This window comes from Vibrio kasasachensis, from assembly GCF_050337565.1.
In the GTDB taxonomy this organism is placed as follows: domain Bacteria; phylum Pseudomonadota; class Gammaproteobacteria; order Enterobacterales; family Vibrionaceae; genus Vibrio; species Vibrio kasasachensis.
The window spans coordinates 35,274-51,935 of the sequence record NZ_JAKJTB010000018.1; the positions used below are offsets into that span (position 1 = coordinate 35,274).

General features: G+C 41.2%; 13 protein-coding genes and 1 pseudogene. 8 read left to right on the plus strand and 6 right to left on the minus strand.

What is annotated here, in order from left to right; translation table 11 throughout:
• Nucleotides 1-111 precede the first annotated feature (111 nt).
• Nucleotides 112-1,431: a polysaccharide lyase 6 family protein gene (locus L4C38_RS15120; protein ID WP_428798391.1), complete on the minus strand. Its 1,320-nt coding sequence runs from the start codon at nt 1,429-1,431 to the stop codon at nt 112-114.
• A gap of 461 nt (nt 1,432-1,892) precedes the next feature.
• Nucleotides 1,893-2,142: pseudogene (locus L4C38_RS15125) on the minus strand (transposase); the annotation flags it as partial.
• 985 nt (nt 2,143-3,127) lie between these two features.
• Here L4C38_RS15125 and L4C38_RS15130 point away from each other — a divergent pair.
• The 3 genes from L4C38_RS15130 to fusA all read left to right on the plus strand — a co-directional run bounded on the left by L4C38_RS15130 (nt 3,128) and on the right by fusA (nt 7,577).
• Nucleotides 3,128-4,114 carry an acyltransferase gene (locus L4C38_RS15130; RefSeq protein ID WP_428798392.1) on the plus strand — a complete coding sequence of 329 codons (987 nt, stop codon included), beginning with the start codon at nt 3,128-3,130 and terminating at the stop codon, nt 4,112-4,114.
• 383 nt (nt 4,115-4,497) lie between these two features.
• Nucleotides 4,498-5,256 (plus strand): recombinase A, encoded by a 759-nt coding sequence (locus tag L4C38_RS15135; RefSeq protein WP_428798393.1) that lies wholly within the window; start codon nt 4,498-4,500, stop codon nt 5,254-5,256.
• 305 nt (nt 5,257-5,561) lie between these two features.
• Nucleotides 5,562-7,577 (plus strand): elongation factor G, encoded by a 2,016-nt coding sequence (fusA, locus tag L4C38_RS15140; protein WP_428798394.1) that lies wholly within the window; start codon nt 5,562-5,564, stop codon nt 7,575-7,577.
• A gap of 96 nt (nt 7,578-7,673) precedes the next feature.
• Here the strand turns inward: fusA and nrdF are convergent, their stop codons facing one another.
• From nrdF to nrdH, 4 genes are read right to left on the minus strand one after another with little or no spacing between them, the layout of a single operon-like run.
• Nucleotides 7,674-8,648 carry a class 1b ribonucleoside-diphosphate reductase subunit beta gene (nrdF, locus tag L4C38_RS15145; RefSeq protein WP_428798395.1) on the minus strand — a complete coding sequence of 325 codons (975 nt, stop codon included), beginning with the start codon at nt 8,646-8,648 and terminating at the stop codon, nt 7,674-7,676.
• Between the two features lie 19 nt (nt 8,649-8,667).
• On the minus strand, nt 8,668-10,800 hold the full coding sequence (nrdE, locus tag L4C38_RS15150; protein ID WP_428798396.1) for a class 1b ribonucleoside-diphosphate reductase subunit alpha: 2,133 nt from the start codon (nt 10,798-10,800) through the stop codon (nt 8,668-8,670).
• Nucleotides 10,778-11,191 (minus strand): class Ib ribonucleoside-diphosphate reductase assembly flavoprotein NrdI, encoded by a 414-nt coding sequence (gene nrdI, locus L4C38_RS15155; protein ID WP_428798397.1) that lies wholly within the window; start codon nt 11,189-11,191, stop codon nt 10,778-10,780. Before nrdI ends, nrdE begins: the two co-directional genes overlap by 23 nt.
• Nucleotides 11,191-11,412 (minus strand): glutaredoxin-like protein NrdH, encoded by a 222-nt coding sequence (gene nrdH / locus L4C38_RS15160; protein WP_428798398.1) that lies wholly within the window; start codon nt 11,410-11,412, stop codon nt 11,191-11,193. The genes nrdI and nrdH overlap by 1 nt, the downstream gene beginning before the upstream one ends.
• Before the next feature lie 190 nt (nt 11,413-11,602).
• On the opposite strand from nrdH, the gene L4C38_RS15165 reads away from it, so the two are divergent.
• The 5 genes from L4C38_RS15165 to L4C38_RS15185 are packed head-to-tail and all read left to right on the plus strand — an operon-like array spanning nt 11,603 to nt 16,660.
• Nucleotides 11,603-11,971 carry a HesB/IscA family protein gene (locus L4C38_RS15165; RefSeq protein WP_428798399.1) on the plus strand — a complete coding sequence of 123 codons (369 nt, stop codon included), beginning with the start codon at nt 11,603-11,605 and terminating at the stop codon, nt 11,969-11,971.
• A gap of 2 nt (nt 11,972-11,973) precedes the next feature.
• Complete coding sequence (gene sufB, locus L4C38_RS15170) at nt 11,974-13,437, plus strand: Fe-S cluster assembly protein SufB (RefSeq protein ID WP_428798400.1); 1,464 nt, start codon at nt 11,974-11,976, stop codon at nt 13,435-13,437.
• Nucleotides 13,438-13,442: 5 nt separating this feature from the next.
• Nucleotides 13,443-14,189: a Fe-S cluster assembly ATPase SufC gene (gene sufC / locus L4C38_RS15175; RefSeq protein ID WP_428798401.1), complete on the plus strand. Its 747-nt coding sequence runs from the start codon at nt 13,443-13,445 to the stop codon at nt 14,187-14,189.
• Nucleotides 14,164-15,435: a Fe-S cluster assembly protein SufD gene (sufD, locus tag L4C38_RS15180; protein ID WP_428798402.1), complete on the plus strand. Its 1,272-nt coding sequence runs from the start codon at nt 14,164-14,166 to the stop codon at nt 15,433-15,435. The genes sufC and sufD overlap by 26 nt, the downstream gene beginning before the upstream one ends.
• Nucleotides 15,428-16,660 carry a SufS family cysteine desulfurase gene (locus L4C38_RS15185; protein ID WP_428798403.1) on the plus strand — a complete coding sequence of 411 codons (1,233 nt, stop codon included), beginning with the start codon at nt 15,428-15,430 and terminating at the stop codon, nt 16,658-16,660. Before sufD ends, L4C38_RS15185 begins: the two co-directional genes overlap by 8 nt.
• The last annotated feature ends 2 nt before the right edge of the window (nt 16,661-16,662 follow it).

Below are 16,662 nucleotides of genomic sequence, written 5' to 3' on the forward strand. Positions count from 1 at the left end.
GGAACCGAAGGGGCAGGTCTTGCCTTTTACCTTTGGGTTTAGCTGATTAAGTTTATCGCATCTTACGATTTTTAATACATGGGGTGCCTGTCCTTTCAAGAGCTAATGCTATTATTCACTCCTGCGGCCAACATCAGAGGGATATAGTCGCGTTAAATCATGCGCACCAATATGTTGATGAAGTAACAATCCATCCATAGTACTATAAAACATCGATTCATCGCTAGGAGTAGGGACCATATTAATTTCATCAATATATCGTGCATCAACTCCTTCATATACGCCTCCAATCCACCATGAATTAATTGGGGTTGAATCGATTCTAATAGTTTCTTTACCACTTAATGCAATGATGACATTGTTTTCCAAAACGATATTTTCAGGCGAAAAACTATACTTATTATCAAACAGTATACTTTGCTCAGAATCTATCATCGTATTGTCTTCGATGATAATATTATTTGCGGTCCACTTTGAACTTAATGGAATTGAATGATCAGATGGTGAGTTAGTCCCGCTATGTATAACAATTCCACCTCGTGTGTTGGAAGTGGTTCTAATTCCTTGGATATAATTATTCTTAACCACATGGTGTGAGCCATATAAACGAAAACCACCAGCATGCTTAACGCCATTTGCTAATATGATATTATCGCTAAACTCGTTGTAATTTCCATGCCGCGAAGTAATTAGCCCTTTACTACCAATCACGGTATTATTACGTACTTTATTATGGCCAGATTTGAGAGAAATCAATTCTATTTCTCCATTCATACTTTCAAACAAGTTTCCTGAAACAGTTGAATATGAGCCAGAGAGAGATGTGTGGGATGTTCCAATTCTGATTGCTTCCCAGCCATTCTCACCTCGACCATCCGCAAAATTTTTGAAATGATTGGCGGTGATTTTAGTGAAATTTGGGGAGGAATCGGGGCGCCAAACTGTTAAGATTTGACCTTTTGTATTCTTGTTTTCAAAAACATTATGAGAAATATTAGCGAATCGACCTGAAATAGATAGCCACTTTCCTTCGCCTTCTATGCCATCAAATACAGAATCCGTGAGCGATACTTCATCGCCATGAATGTGAATAACACCAGTGCTTGTTGATGTCTCTCCAGAAAATTTAAAATCAGAAAGATCGATAAAACTGCCATTAACAGTGATGACTGAAGTGCCAGATATGGGTATTAACTGCCCTCCTCCTGATATTGTGATTCGACTATCGGCTGTACCTGAGACATTAATATTAATCTCTTTATCATGCCAATTCCCGTTGGGATCCATAATAATGCTATCACCTAATTCTAGTTCGGAAAGCGTTGTTTCCAATGTATCAACAGAAAATACTCGATATTCAGTTGCTGATACATAGAATGATGATGTCAATAACATCAAAATAATATCAAATGTACACTTAAATGCTTTCATTGCGATACCTCATATAAAAATGATATGTATTCACTTTCTAATCATAACCATAAATGTGAACAGTTTGATGGGTGTTAATTATCTCACTCTGTAAATCATTGTTTATCACATTAAGTTTTGCAACATGATTTTTTATTTACCTTATTAAATTAAATATACTCTCTTTAAATTCAATTGGTTTCGTTTGTTAATATTTGATGAAAATTAAACAGCACTTCATAATACGTCAAATAAACGTCTCAATAGTGTCAATAATACGTTGTTGTTTTCATCTGAACACTTAAGTTTTCCGTCGATAATTAATTATAATAAAGAGGTTTTTTATGCATTTTAGATCTGATTATTACATTATTTTAATCATGCTATAAGAAATTCCCCCATTTTCGGACACGGTTTTATGAGGGAAGGACACACGCACCTCAAGTAAATAGTGGAAGCAGATAGCGAAGGCAACGGGTGACCCTAATACTAGCTCTAGTCTTTGTCTTGAACACGACGTTGACCGTTTTGGCTTGCTTGCTAATGCATGAACAATGAGGGCATGACAACGGTAGTTGAGCGAGCTTGATAATTGAGTTGATGAACCCTTGCAGACCTCTCAATGGCTAAGTCATTAAACAAACGAAGTCTCTCACGGTTGCCTTGCTTGATTTGCTTCCATAGCTGAATGGCTTCTTCATCAATCCCAGATGTCAGTTAACCGCGATTGATTAAAGCTTGGTTTTAGTGTTTCCAGTTAGTTGTTTTGTAGCGAGGCTTGGCCCATTGGTCTAAGTATTTGAATGAACTTAGTTGATCAGATCGTAGGTTGATGAGTTAGTTCCATTATTTAGGAAACAAAGCCAAATAGAAGGGCAAATTTAAAATGTGTGTCCCGCCGTTTTAGTATTAATAAGGTGAGCGGTAGATTGTAAAATGCCGAATGTGTCTAAGAGTTTGTTTCTTTTGAAGGTTTTTCACAAAGTACACTTGCTATATATATCAGCGCTGTGAATACTGAGCGAATTATAGGCAAGATTAACAGCAATAGTTCGAACTGTAGACATCATATCCGTAGGTTCTTCAGCATGTTGTTAATCACTATGGGAGAGGGAGCCGTTATCATTCATTCGCACTCATAGGTAAATTAGCGACTAGCACTTGTTTCAATTATGGATTTGTTAAAAAGTGGAGATAACCTCAAAAAGAATAAGATAGTTATTCGCAGGGCTGAGTTGGACGACATTTCGAATGTAATGCAAATTGAACAACGCTAAGGAAATGTTTTTTCATCGATGCCGATGGGTTCTTTATTTAGTTTACCGCAAGAAGTGCCTAGGCGTGAGGTACGACTCCAACTTTTCCTTCATATTTTCAGTACTTATCAGGCATTTTAGATTGCAGCATGGCTAGAATGTAAGCGAATAGTACTCCTGTATTAACGTATACGACTCCTAGAGGAGAATAACTGAAGGTAGAGTATTTCTATCGAATCAACGTCATTTGAATGGTGAGTATAATAAATCTCTGATTAAAAATTTTTATTCAAATGTTAATTGGAATATTGTAAAAATTGACGGAATAATTGATGGTTTTCTTATGGTAAATGGTATGTCGTTAATGTAAAGGGAGTAAGTGCTATATTTGTAGGTTTTAGCTTAACTAGGATTTAGATAAGTTTTGAAAATTATGTTTCACAATGATAATGGTGTGGTAAATGAAAAGGGAAATGAATATAGACTCTTTGAGAGTCATTGCCATCATAATGGTGGTTATATTGCATAGTTTTGCAATATTTATAATAGCTAATTTTGATAAGTTCAATCTTGATTTGAAGCTATCAACATCTATCGCTGTTTTTACTAGGGTTGCAGTGCCTTTGTTTGTAATGGTTAGTGGTAGATATTTGATGGATTGTCTTTCAAAAATAAGCATCAAAGATTTTTATGTTAAGAGAGCAAATCGAGTTTTATATCCCTTACTATTTTGGTCAGTTATTTATAGTGGATATAAGATGTTTTTCGTTGAAGGAAGTACAGTAAGCAGCGTTGTTGTGGATTTTTTTGTTGGAACTCCTTATATACACTTGTGGTTTTTGTATATGATATTTGGTCTGTATTTGGTTACGCCTTTATTATACAAAATTAAAAACAAGCTATCGACAAAAGGTTATGTGTTATTCAGTGTGGTTTCTCTTCTCATAGCGCCTGTATTTGAAATGAACATGAAAATTCAAATCTTACAATTGTTCACCTATATAGGGTATTTTACTATGGGAGATATCTTGAAAGACTTTGTTGTTGGCTCAAAAGGCAAGATTATCAGTCTATTAGGGTACTTTGCATCAATGTTTGTAGCCGTCGGGTTAACTGTATATTTTATCGATTTGAAGAATGATGTGGCTTTCATGTTTTCATCAGGCACTGTTTACACCACCATGATTGGTGCTATTAGCTTATATGTTTTCTTCAATGGATTAGATAATAAGGAAAGCAAACTAAGTAAAGTTAGCAAGTATACGATGGGAATATATTGTATTCATTATATTATATTGGAATTTTTATCTCGTTCTACTAATGAAGTATTAACTGGAATTATGGTATTAGATGCTAGCTTGTATGCAATCATTACGTTTTTTATTTCGTGGGTGATAATCTATTATCTTAGCAAGGTCGAGTTTTCCCACAAATGGTTGGGGATCTAATATGAATTTCCAGCGGCAATAAGGTTACTCAGGTAGGTCCGTATGTTGATGAGCTAAGGCGGTAGATTGGAGAATGCCAAATATGTCTAAAAGTTTGTTTCTTTTTGACGCTCTGCACAAAGCGCACTTGTCATGCTCATCAATGTTGTGATTGCTGAATTTTAAAGTTTCTTGGGTATAGTTGTCGCGCAGTCAATTGGTCATTGAACCTTTTATCATGGCGAGTTTAAGTGTGATAGGGAAATGGCTTAACGAATCGTTAATAGTTCGCCCAGAAAAGATAGAGATTAGTGTAAACTCTTTGGTGCATTCCTTTAAAAAGAGACCGCAGTGTGCGCCCTGACGAAAATCGAGTTAAAAAAGCAACGCGTATAGAAAGTGTTATGAACTCAGCATTGTGGCACTTGGGTCAAAAGGACCTTACGGAAAGTGAGTTACTTGCTAAGCTTCGAGTCAAAACAGATAACGAAGATTGGATAGCCGACACTCTAGAGAAGTTGCGTGGCTTTGGTTATCTAAAATCAGATAACGAGTTTGCCGTTAAGTTCGCAGAACGTTCATTTTCCAGTGAGTATGGCAGCGGGTACATTTTCGAAAAGCTAAAAAAGAAAGGGCTTAACAGTACGCTGATCAATGAAACCATTGCCAAGGTAAAGGATGAATTGTGTATTGATGAGCAAGCGATTTTAAATGAACGTGTAAATAGCTATTATCAAGAGTTCAGCATGAGCAAAGAAAAGCTCACGGCAACGCTGCAAAAAAGAGGCTTCAGTTATTCTCAAGTCAATGAAGCGATAAAACAACATGTCTGTTTTCATCAACTGCAAACTAACCTTGAGATCAAAGCGGAAAAAGCGGATTTAGAAAAGGAAGTGTTGAAATATGCCCGCAAGGGGAAGGGGATGACAGTGATTCGCCAAGAGTTGCGCCAGCGGAAAATAGACATCACCGATCTTGATTCCCTAGTAGAAAAATTAATTCACTCTGAACAGTTAGATTTTTACGGCGCTTGCCTAGAGCAACTAGAGAAAAAATCCTACGATTTAAGCACGCATAAAGAACGAAACAAAGCATATGCTATGTTAAGCCGCAAAGGATTTTCGTCAGAAGAGATTCAATTTGCCATGAGTGAAATGAAGTAATCAATACAAGGGCTGGTTTTTCGAACGCGATAAAGTGAAGTTAGAATGGGTAACGAGCCATATTAAAGGTGATTTTTGTTAAATAGATTAGAATGTAATCAAAGCAGCTTGAAATACGTCACATAAATATTGTTGTTGATACGGCACGCTAGTTAAACCCTCTATTCATCAATGACTGAGGTATCTATGCATAGAGCCATCCGGAAAATGACATGGAAGACGAGAAGGCGGTAAACCCGCCTACTTAAATTAACTTGTAACCTGAAATCAGGTTGTCTTCTCTCGTCATCTCGCAAGGAGGCTCCATGCCTATTAATAAAATCCGCAACATTGCGTTTGTTGGTCAAACGGGTACAGGCAAAACCACGCTGATCGAAAAACTCCTATTTACTTCAGAGGCAACAACGCATTTAGGGTGTGTAGAAAAAGGAGACACAGTCACCGATTTTGATGCCCAGTCGATTCAATATCAACGGAGTATTGAAGCCACCCCAGTGACATTGTCTTGGCAAAATCGGCGCTTCAATATCATAGATACTCCCGGACAAAGTGAATTGCTTGGTAGAACGTTAAGTATATTCCCCTCCGTAGAAACTTCCGCTCTAGTTATTGATCCTCAAACTCCGATAAACAAAACAGCAAGCCGATTATTTGCTTTCGCCAAAGAGCAGAAAAAATGCCAAATGATCATCATTAACAAGTTAGATAATCACGGCAATAAACTCGAACAAATTTTGGATAAGATCTTTGAGCATTTTGGTGATAACTGTCTGCCGATAAATCTTCCATCGGTTGATGGTCAATCTGTCGTTGATTGCTACTTTGAGCCCCAACATGAGCAAGAAACATTGATTTCTAATGTCAGTGAAGCTTATGAAACTCTTATTGACCAAGTTATTGAGGTCGATGAAGAATTGATGGAACTCTACCTTGAACAAGGTTCAGAGCTAACCCCAGAGCAACTTCACGATCCATTTGAAGAAGCGCTTCGCACTCACCATGTTATCCCTATTTGCTTTGTATCGGCACAAACCGGGGCGGGGGTTGAACTATTATTAAAAACGCTTTCAGAAATTATGCCGATGCCTAATGAAGGCAACCCGCCATTATTAGAAAAAAATGGTACAAAGATAAAAGTAAATTGTGAAACTTTAGAGCACAGCGTCGCTCATGTTTATAAGGTCAGTGTCGATCCATATATGGGTAAACTCGCCTATTTACGTGTTTTCCAAGGTGAGATCACCGCAGGTAGCCATTTATATATCGGTGGCAGTAATAAATCTTTTAAAGTTGGGCACCTATATCAGTTGCAAGGTAAAGACCGATATGAAATTCATAAAGCGCTAGCGGGGGATTTTTGCGTTCTTGCAAAAGTGGATGAGTTGGAATTTGACTCAATAGTGCATGACTCTCATGCCGAAGATGATGTTCAGCTAAAAACGCTTAACTTTCCTAACTCTATGTATTCCGTTAGTTTAAAAGCTAAGAAGCGGGGGGATGAGCAAAAGCTTGGCGATGTGATTAATCGTATTATCAGTGAAGACCCTTCCTTACGTATAGAGCATAGAACACGCACTAACGAAACCATTCTCAGTGGTCAAGGTGAGTTTCATCTTAAAGTAGCCCTAGAAAAAATGGCGAATATCTATAAGTTAGATGTAGAGACTGAGCAACCGAGTGTCGAGTATTTTGAAACTATAACCAAAGCTGCCGAAGGGCAATATAGGCATAAAAAGCAAAGTGGCGGTGCGGGGCAATTTGGTGAAGTTCAGTTAAAAGTTCGTCCACTAGAGCGGGGCACAGGATTTAAGCTAGTGAACAAGGTGGTTGGAGGCTCTATTCCTACCGCGCTACTCCCTGCCGTTGAGAAGGGCATACATCAAGCATTGGAAGAGGGGGCAATTTCCGGCAATCCAATTAAAGATCTTGAAGTGACAGTTTACGATGGCAAATACCATTCTGTGGACTCGAAAGAGATTGCCTTTGTTATTGCGGGTAAAAAAGCCTTTTTAGATGCTGTTAATAATGCCGCCCCTATTGTGCTTGAACCGATAGTTCAAATGGAACTGTACATTCCCACATCAAGTGTTGGTGATGTCTCTGGTGACCTATCGGGTAATCGCGGCTTGATTGAAGGTACAGAGCCTGAGGCTAATAATTTCACTATATTGAGAGCAAAAGCGCCAGTGAATGAGTTGCAAGACTATGCTCGTAGGCTTCGTTCGCTTACTGGGGGTGAAGGTACGTTTAATATGACGTTGAGTCATTACGAACCAGCCCCACCTAATGTACAAAATCGAGTGTGTGAGGATTTAGCTTAAAACCACTACGTAGCAAACACCGGTAATATTGCCGGTGTTTGCTACACAATGAACGGGGATGGGAAGCACATTAAAGTGATTCTGATATTTACAATGTTAGAAATCCCAATCTTCATCTTCGGTTGCGACGGCTTTACCTATCACGTAAGAGGATCCCGAACCCGAGAAAAAGTCATGGTTCTCATCAGCGTTAGGGGAGAGTGCCGCCATAATTGCGGGGCTAACTTGGCACAGCTCATCAGGGAACAGCGGCTCAAAACCCAAATTCATTAGTGCTTTATTGGCATTGTAGTGAAGGAAATGTTTTACATCTTCAGTTAGCCCTACGTCATCATACAATGACTCGGTATATTGGCTTTCTAGTTCATATAAAGAGAACATCAACGCAAACGCTTCATCTTTCACTATCGCCTGCTCCGCTTCACTAAGCTCGCTGAACGCTTGTTGGAATTTATACCCTATGTAGTAGCCATGAATGGCTTCGTCTCTAATGATCAAACGAATGAGATCGGCAGTGTTGGTTAACTTTGCGCGGCTTGACCAATACATAGGTAGATAAAAGCCGGAATAGAACAAAAAGCTTTCGAGAAAAACACTGGCGACTTTTTTCTTTAGAGGATTTTCATTGGCTTTGTAATCGTCCAAAATAATCTGGGCTTTGCGCTGCAGCAGTTCGTTCTCTTCAGCCCAACGGAAAGCCTCATCAATTTGAGGGGTAGTGCAAAGGGTCGAGAATACCGAAGAGTAACTACGTGCATGCACCGCTTCCATAAAGGCAATATTAGTGAGTATTGCTTCTTCATGTTGAGTTCTAGAGTCTGCCATTAATGCAGGAGCACCAACTGTGTTCTGTATGGTGTCGAGCAGTGTTAATCCGGTAAAGACACGAATGGTTAAAGTTTGCTCTTCTTCAGTGAGCTGCTTCCATGTTGGAATGTCATTGGAAAGAGGAACTTTTTCAGGTAACCAAAAATTCACCGTGAGTCGGTTCCAAATCTCAAGATCTTTGTCATCTTGCATGCGGTTCCAGTTGATTGCTCTGACTGGTTGTAAAGTGGTTATTGTCGTCATAATTTGGTTTTCCATTCAATCAAAGCGTACAAGAAACGCAGCCATCAACCTGAGTACCATCTAACGCCTTTTGGCGCATACGAATGTAATAAAGCGTTTTAATTTTATTTTTCCATGCGTAAATTTGCGCTTTGTTGATATCACGTGTTGTGACGTTATCGTTAAAGAATAAGGTTAAAGACAAACCTTGATCGACGTGGCGAGTCGCGGCAGCATACACGTCAATAATGGCTTCCGCCCCTATTTCATAGGCATCTCGGTAATACTCGAGATTGCTGTTATCCAGATAGGGAGCAGGGAAGTACACACGGCCTATCTTTCCTTCTTTACGAATCTCGATTTTCGCGGTAACAGGGTGAATAGAAGCGGTAGAGTCATTGATATAGCTGATCGAACCCGTGGGCGGTATAGCTTGTAAGTTACGATTGTAGAGCCCATCTTGCATAACCTGCTGTTTGAGCGTCGCCCAATCATCTTGGTTGGGGAGTTTTAAGTCTAACTTCGCGAGTAACTCAGATACTTGCTCAGTGTTTGGCTGGAAGTTTGTTTCCAAATATTGGTTAAAAAACTCGCCACTCGCATAGCTTGACTGTTCAAATCCATTAAAGGTGGTTTGCCTTTGTTTTGCCAAGCGGTTTGAGGCAACAAGGCAATGGAACAGAACTGTAGCGAAGTAAACATTGGTAAAATCAACAGCTTCAGGGCTGTCATAATGGATGCCTTCGCGAGCTAAAAATCCATGTAGATTCATTTGCCCAAGCCCAATTGCGTGACTTTCATCATTACCTTTACGTATTGAAGGAACACTGTCGATGGCGCACATTTCAGAAACGGCATTAAGCGCCCTAATAGATACATCAATTGTCTGAGGAAGATCACCGCCATCGAGTGCTTTGGCAATATTAATTGAGCCTAAATTACATGAAATATCCCGCCCTAAATGTGCGTAGCTTAAGTCGTCGTTAAACTCCGATGCATCATTTACTTGAAGTATTTCAGAGCATAAATTAGACATGTTAATCCGCCCTTCAATTGGGTTTGCCTGATTAACCGTATCTTCAAACATGATGTAAGGGTAGCCAGATTCAAACTGAATCTCTGCTAGGGTTTGGAATAAAACTCGTGCGCTGATCTTGGTTTTTCGGATCCGCGGATCGTCAACCATCTCATGGTACTTTTCGGTGACGCTTATTTCAGAGAACGGCATGCCATACAGCTTCTCTACATCATGCGGGGAGAACAGATACATGTCTTTATTTTGCTTGGCAAGTTCCAAGGTAATATCAGGTACCACTACGCCGAGGCTGAGTGTTTTTATACGGATTTTTTCATCGGCATTTTCGCGTTTAGTATCTAAAAACTGCATGATATCGGGATGATGTACATTTAGATAAACAGCACCTGCGCCTTGCCTTGCTCCGAGCTGGTTGGCGTACGAGAAGCTGTCTTCAAGCAACTTCATTACCGGAACAACTCCAGAGCTCTGATTGAGGATGCCTTTAATTGGAGCGCCTTGCTCACGTAAGTTACTCAGCAATAACGCAACGCCTCCCCCTCGTCTTGAAAGCTGCAATGAAGAGTTAATTGCTCGCCCAATGCTTTCCATGTTGTCTTCAATTCTAAGCAGAAAACAAGAGATCAATTCCCCACGGCTTTTCTTACCTGAATTGATAAAAGTCGGTGTGGCCGGCTGAAATCGTTGGTGGATGATCTCATTCATCAACTGCAGGGCGAACGTTTCGTCGCCTCTGGCTAATGTTAGTGCGGTCATCACCACTCGATCTTCAAAACGTTCTAGGTATCGTTTCCCATCGCGGGTTTTAAGGGCGTAAGAAGTAAAAAATTTGTAAGCACCGAGAAAAGTACGAAAACGGAATTTGGTCTGGTAAGCCTGATCCCAAATTTGGCTAATGAATGCAGGGCTGTATTGCTGTAATACTTCGGCTTCGTAATAACCTTCTTTGATTAAGTAATCGAGCTTTTCACTCAAGTTATGAAAGAAAACCGTATTTTGATTAACGTGTTGAAGAAAGAACTGCCGAGCGGCTTGCTTGTCTGACTCGAACTGAATATCTCCTTGTTGATCAAGAAGGTTGAGCATGGCATTTAGCTCATGGTAATCGAGATGCTCATGAGTGAATTGCGTGTCCATGATGGCTCCAAAATTGTGTTAGCCCTTGACGCACGATTTGTACATCTTGTGGTGTCCCTGAGAGTTCAAATCGATACAGCACTGGTACGTTGCACTTGCGGGAAATAATATTGCCTGATTGGGCAAATAGCGTTCCGAAGTTTCTATTCCCTGATGCGATAACGCCCATAAGCAGTGAGCGAGTATGCTCTTCATTTAGAGCTTTAATTACCGATTTTGGTACCGCTCCGCGCCCTTGGCCATCTGCATACGTCGGGCATACCAGAACAAAAGGGCATGTTATTGGCGGGAAGTAACCGTCAGGGTCAATAGGTAAGCGAATAGCGGGCAATTCAAGCTGGTTTATAAAGCGTTGTGTGTTGCCCGATTCACTCGAATAATAAACCAGCATTAGCTGATCTGGCTGATCATATCAGGGCGGAACCCAGACCAATGGCGTGATCCCGCCACAACAACGGGTGCTTGTCTGTAACCCAAAGATTGCACCGTGCTCATTGCAGAATCATCTTGCGTTAGGTCAATTACTTTGTGTTCAATCCCTTTTGTTTGAAGCGCTTTTACTGTCGCTGTGCACTGCACGCACTGAGGTTTTGAGTAAACAATAATATCCATCTTATTCATCCTAAATGTAATGATAATCGTTAGCATATGATTCTATATATGGTATTTGCAAATATCAAAATGTCAATATGTAGTGTGTCACAAATAAAGCCTTATAAACTGAGTGGTTGAATCTTTTGTGATAATCAATATCATTCTCATGCAATGAGTGCAATTTGATAGGCAGAATGAGGAGTTTGAGATGAGCATTCAAAGTTCAGAATCAACTGAAATTTCTATTCATGACATGGAGTGGAAGGGGATTGAATTATCAGAATCGGCAGCCAACCGAATCCTACAACTATCTGCAAATGGGCAGTCCTTTCACTTAAGTGTTCGTCCTTCGGGGTGTACGGGATTCGCCTATGAGGTAGCGCTTATCGAACAAGCGCTGCAAACGGACCTTAAGTTGAATTCTAGGGGGATTGAGTTTTACGTCGCCTTAAGTGCAATGCCAATGCTTGATGGAACAGAAATCGATTTTGTTCGTCAAGGGTTGAATAGTAACTTTGTCTACCACAATCCCAACGTCAAAAATATGTGTGGTTGTGGCGAAAGTTTCGGAGTTTGAAAATGTGTGCTGTTGAAACACAACCGCAAGTTGAACAGATGCTGCAAAACAGCAGCTACAAACAAGGTTTCTATACTGAATTACCGTCAGATACGTTATCAGTAGGACTTAATGAAGACGTCGTACGTGCTATCTCTGCAAAGCGCAACGAACCTGAGTGGATGTTGGAATTTAGGTTGGATGCCTTTGGTAAATGGCAAAAAATGAAAGAACCTCACTGGCTTAAAGCCGAGTATTTTGGTCTCGATTATCAAAGCTACAGTTACTATTCTGCACCGGCTTGCGGAAAATGCGATGGTTCGACGAAGGACGATGGCTCCAATGAATTTCTAACCAATGAGGTAGAAGCCGCGTTTAAGCAACTTGGTGTCCCGGTAAGAGAAGGGGCAGAAGTAGCGGTTGATGCCATATTTGATTCTGTTTCGGTTACGACGACTTATCAGAAAGAGTTAAAAGATCAGGGAATAATTTTTTGCTCATTCAGTGAGGCTATCCATGAATATCCTGATTTGGTACGTCAATATTTAGGAACGGTCGTGCCAGCTGATGATAACTTTTTTGCGGCTTTAAATGCTGCTGTAGCCTCTGATGGCACCTTTGTTTACATACCGAAAGGCGTTCGTTGCCCTAGAGAACTTTCCACTTATTTTCGTATTAATCAGGCTAAGACAGGTCAGTTTGAACGAACGATTTTAATTGCCGATGAAGGCTCGTATGTGAGCTATATTGAGGGCTGTTCAGCGCCAGTACGAGACAATTATCAACTGCACGCCGCTGTGGTTGAGGTGATTGTTCATCGACATGCAGAAGTGAAATATTCGACGGTACAAAACTGGTTTTCGGGTGATGAAGAGAGCAAGGGCGGGATACTTAACTTCGTGACAAAGCGAGCCGTGTGCGATGGCGATTACAGCAAAATGTCATGGACACAGTCAGAAACGGGTTCAGCCATCACATGGAAGTATCCGAGCGTAATTTTGAAAGGTGACCACTCTGTGGGGGAATTTTTCTCTGTAGCCCTCACCAGTGGTATTCAGCAAGCGGATACGGGAACGAAGATGATCCATATCGGAAAAAATACCCGTTCAACGATTATTTCAAAAGGGATCTCAGCTGGTAAAAGTCAAAATAGTTACCGGGGTCTGGTTAAAATTTTAGCCAATGCGGAAGGGGCGCGTAATTTTACTCAATGTGACTCGATGTTGATTGGAGCCGACTGCGGTGCCCACACGTTTCCTTATGTTGAAGTAAGTAACCCGAATGCTCAGGTTGAGCATGAAGCGACAACTTCCCGCATCGGCGAAGATCAGCTCTTCTATTGTACTCAAAGAGGTATCAGTGAAGATGATGCCATTTCGATGATTGTTAATGGGTTCTGCAAAGATGTATTTTCTGAATTGCCGTTAGAGTTTGCGGTAGAAGCTCAAAAACTGCTTTCAATTAGCCTCGAGCATAGCGTGGGGTAACCAAGATGCTAAAAATTAAAGATTTACACGTCAGCGTTGACGATAAGCCAATTCTTCAAGGTATTGATTTACACATCAAACCTGGAGAGGTTCACGCGATTATGGGGCCGAATGGTTCCGGGAAAAGTACCTTGTCTTCGGCATTGGCAGGTAAAGAAGACTACCAAGTAGATAAGGGAACAATTGTTTTTAAAGGCAAGCAATTAACTGAGCTGGATCCCGAAGAGCGGGCGGGCGAGGGCGTCTTCTTAGCGTTCCAGTACCCGGTTGAGATCCCTGGCGTTAGCAACAAATTGTTTATGAAAACGGCCTTGAACGGCATCCGAAAGTATCGTGGTGAGGAAGAAATCGACCGGTTTGATTTTGAAGACTTACTGGAAGAAAAAGCACAGTTGCTGAAAATGCCAATGGATTTGTTACAACGCTCAGTAAATGAGGGCTTTTCCGGTGGGGAAAAGAAGCGTAATGACATTTTGCAAATGGCGGTGCTATCTCCGCAGTTGTGCATTCTGGATGAGACAGATTCAGGGCTTGATATTGATGCATTAAAGGCAGTTTCCGCTGGGGTTAATGCCCTTAAAGATGGCAAGCGTTCGTTTATTTTGGTCACGCATTATCAACGCATTTTAGATTATATAAAGCCAGATTACGTTCACGTGCTCTACAAAGGGAAAATCGTCAAATCTGGTGATCACACACTAGCGAAGCAATTAGAGGATAAAGGCTATGGGTGGATTACTGGTGAACAATGATACGGATTTATTGGTAAGCCTTGAAACTATGGTTAAGCCGAACAATTGGCAGCAACAACAATGGAGTAAAATGGCAGGCGTAGGGCTTCCGGTACACAGCGATGAGGATTGGAAATACACGTCGTTATCGATGTTTAAACAGCTACCACTGCATTGCGCTGCACGCCAACCCGCCGAAAATATTTCGTATGAGAGCTTAAGTCTTGCTCTCGATGGTTATCGTTTGGTGTTTTTTGATGGTCTATTTTCAGTAAGATGTTCGGATTGGATCCCTAAAACAACCGTTACTCCTCTAGAGAGATTATCTGCCGTTGAATCTTATGAAATGTCAAAATCGGTTTGCCCTGATGCGTTTACTTACTTAACCGATGCGACGGCAATGGGAGGAGTTTTGATTGAGGTCGAACCCGGCACCTTGATTGATAAACCGATTTATTTACTGCACATCAGCAGTGGAGTGAAAGGCGATGTTTGCAGTTATCGCCATCACATTGAGTTGGGACGCCTATCCCAATGTGAGGTGATAGAACATCATATTTCGTTGGACCAAGGCGGGGGAGCGACTCTCTCTAGGCTGAGTTTTTATGTGGGTGAAGGGGCGCATCTATACCACACTAAATTGATTGAAGAGTCCCCATTACAGCATCATTTTGGTCACAATGATCTTGTTATTGAACGTGATGCCAGCGTGCAATCAAATTGCTTTATGCTGTCTGGATTAATATGCCGTCATCAAACCAGTAGCCACTTGCGAGGTGAAAACAGCTTTATCGAAATGAATAGCTTGTCGATGCCTGATAATCAACAAACCTTTGATACTCGTACTTATCTAAGGCATCAAGCTGCTCATTGCCGCAGTGAACAACTGCATAAGACGATCGCTAGAGGCGCATCTTGTGGCGTGTTTGATGGCACGATCTATGTTGATCCAAAAGCACTCAAGACAGATGGTCAGATGGACAGCCACAACTTAATCATGAGCAAAGCGTCCCAAGTTAACTGTAAGCCTAAACTTGAGATTTACGCCGATGATGTGAAATGTAGCCATGGTGCGACGACCGGGCAACTCGACCCGAACCAGATTGAATATATGCGTGCGAGAGGGATCAAAAAGTCAAAAGCTGAGCAAATGATAACCTTTGCGTTTGCCGCTGAAGTGGCGCTTAAAATCCGCAATCCATTGGTGAAGCAACATGTCTGTGACAAGTTGGAACTCGCTTTATCTCAAGGAGAGGTCAATGGTTGAACTTGCCTCAATAAACAGCCCGTGGTGCGAGGATTTTCCCGCGTTGAAAACCGAGGTTTATCAAAAACCGCTCCGCTATCTTGATACTGCTGCAACTGCACAAACGCCCAATGTTGTGATAGACAGGATGACACGTTTTTATCAAAACGACTATGCGACAGTGCACCGTGGCATTCATTTCCTGAGCGCAAAAGCGACAGAGGACATGGAGCAAGTTAGAGCTCTGGTTTCTCGATTTATTGGTGCTGAATCTGCTAGCAACATCATTTTTACCAAAGGTACCACCGAAGCCATCAATCTTGTTGCGCACAGTTATTTGAGAACGTTGCTCTCTCCGGGCGATGAAATTATTGTAACGGAAATGGAGCACCATGCGAATTTGGTGCCTTGGCAGTTGTTATCTGAACTGTGTGGAGTCACGATAAAGGTGTGGCAGCTAAATCAAAGCAATGAGTTGGATTTGGGTGACCTAAATCGTTTGATTTCGCGCAGAACTCAAATGATAGCTGTGACCCATGTATCGAATGTACTTGGGACCGTCAATTTAATAAAAGAGATTGTCAGCTACGCGCATAAGCGTCACATCTCGGTATTAGTCGATGGCGCTCAAGCGGTGCAGCATCAAGCCGTTAACGTGGCTGAACTCGGCTGCGATTTTTATGTATTTTCTGCCCACAAACTTTATGGTCCAACAGGAACCGGTATTTTGTACGCTAAGTCGTGTCATTTGGAGCGCATGCAGCCATGGGAAGGTGGTGGGGCAATGATTGACCAAGTGACTTTGCCAATGGGAACTACTTATGGTCAAGCCCCTTGGCGTTTTGAAGCCGGAACACCAAACATTGCGGGTATTTTGGGTTTAGGTGCGGCAATTGAATACATTGATACTATTGGGCTCAATAATATTGCTGAGTATGAAAGTCGAATCATGGCTTATTTGGTTGAGAGCCTTACTCACGTTAATGGTATAGAAATATATGGTAACGCCGAAAATCGAGTTGGCGTGGTGGCATTTAATATGAAAGGGCTTCACTCATTTGATGTTGGAGCATTTTTAGATCGATATGGTGTTGCCATACGTACCGGTCACCATTGTGCAATGCCGCTGATTAGAAAGTTGGGTCAAAGTTCCGTCTGTCGAGTGTCAATTGGTATGTATACACAGTCCGCTGACATTGATGCTTTGGTAGAAGGATTAAATAGAATTAATCAACTGTTGAGGTAGCG

Coding starts and splice junctions, on each gene's coding strand:
- nrdH (WP_428798398.1), bottom strand. CDS start 11,412: ATGGATATTATTGTTTACTCAAAACCTCAGTGCGTGCAGTGCACAGCG.
- nrdE (WP_428798396.1), bottom strand. CDS start 10,800: ATGGACACGCAATTCACTCATGAGCATCTCGATTACCATGAGCTAAAT.
- sufD (WP_428798402.1), top strand. CDS start 14,164: ATGGGTGGATTACTGGTGAACAATGATACGGATTTATTGGTAAGCCTT.
- nrdF (WP_428798395.1), bottom strand. CDS start 8,648: ATGACGACAATAACCACTTTACAACCAGTCAGAGCAATCAACTGGAAC.
- L4C38_RS15135 (WP_428798393.1), top strand. CDS start 4,498: ATGAACTCAGCATTGTGGCACTTGGGTCAAAAGGACCTTACGGAAAGT.
- L4C38_RS15120 (WP_428798391.1), bottom strand. CDS start 1,431: ATGAAAGCATTTAAGTGTACATTTGATATTATTTTGATGTTATTGACA.
- sufB (WP_428798400.1), top strand. CDS start 11,974: ATGTGTGCTGTTGAAACACAACCGCAAGTTGAACAGATGCTGCAAAAC.
- fusA (WP_428798394.1), top strand. CDS start 5,562: ATGCCTATTAATAAAATCCGCAACATTGCGTTTGTTGGTCAAACGGGT.
- L4C38_RS15130 (WP_428798392.1), top strand. CDS start 3,128: ATGAAAAGGGAAATGAATATAGACTCTTTGAGAGTCATTGCCATCATA.
- L4C38_RS15165 (WP_428798399.1), top strand. CDS start 11,603: ATGAGCATTCAAAGTTCAGAATCAACTGAAATTTCTATTCATGACATG.
- nrdI (WP_428798397.1), bottom strand. CDS start 11,191: ATGCTGGTTTATTATTCGAGTGAATCGGGCAACACACAACGCTTTATA.
- L4C38_RS15185 (WP_428798403.1), top strand. CDS start 15,428: ATGGTTGAACTTGCCTCAATAAACAGCCCGTGGTGCGAGGATTTTCCC.
- sufC (WP_428798401.1), top strand. CDS start 13,443: ATGCTAAAAATTAAAGATTTACACGTCAGCGTTGACGATAAGCCAATT.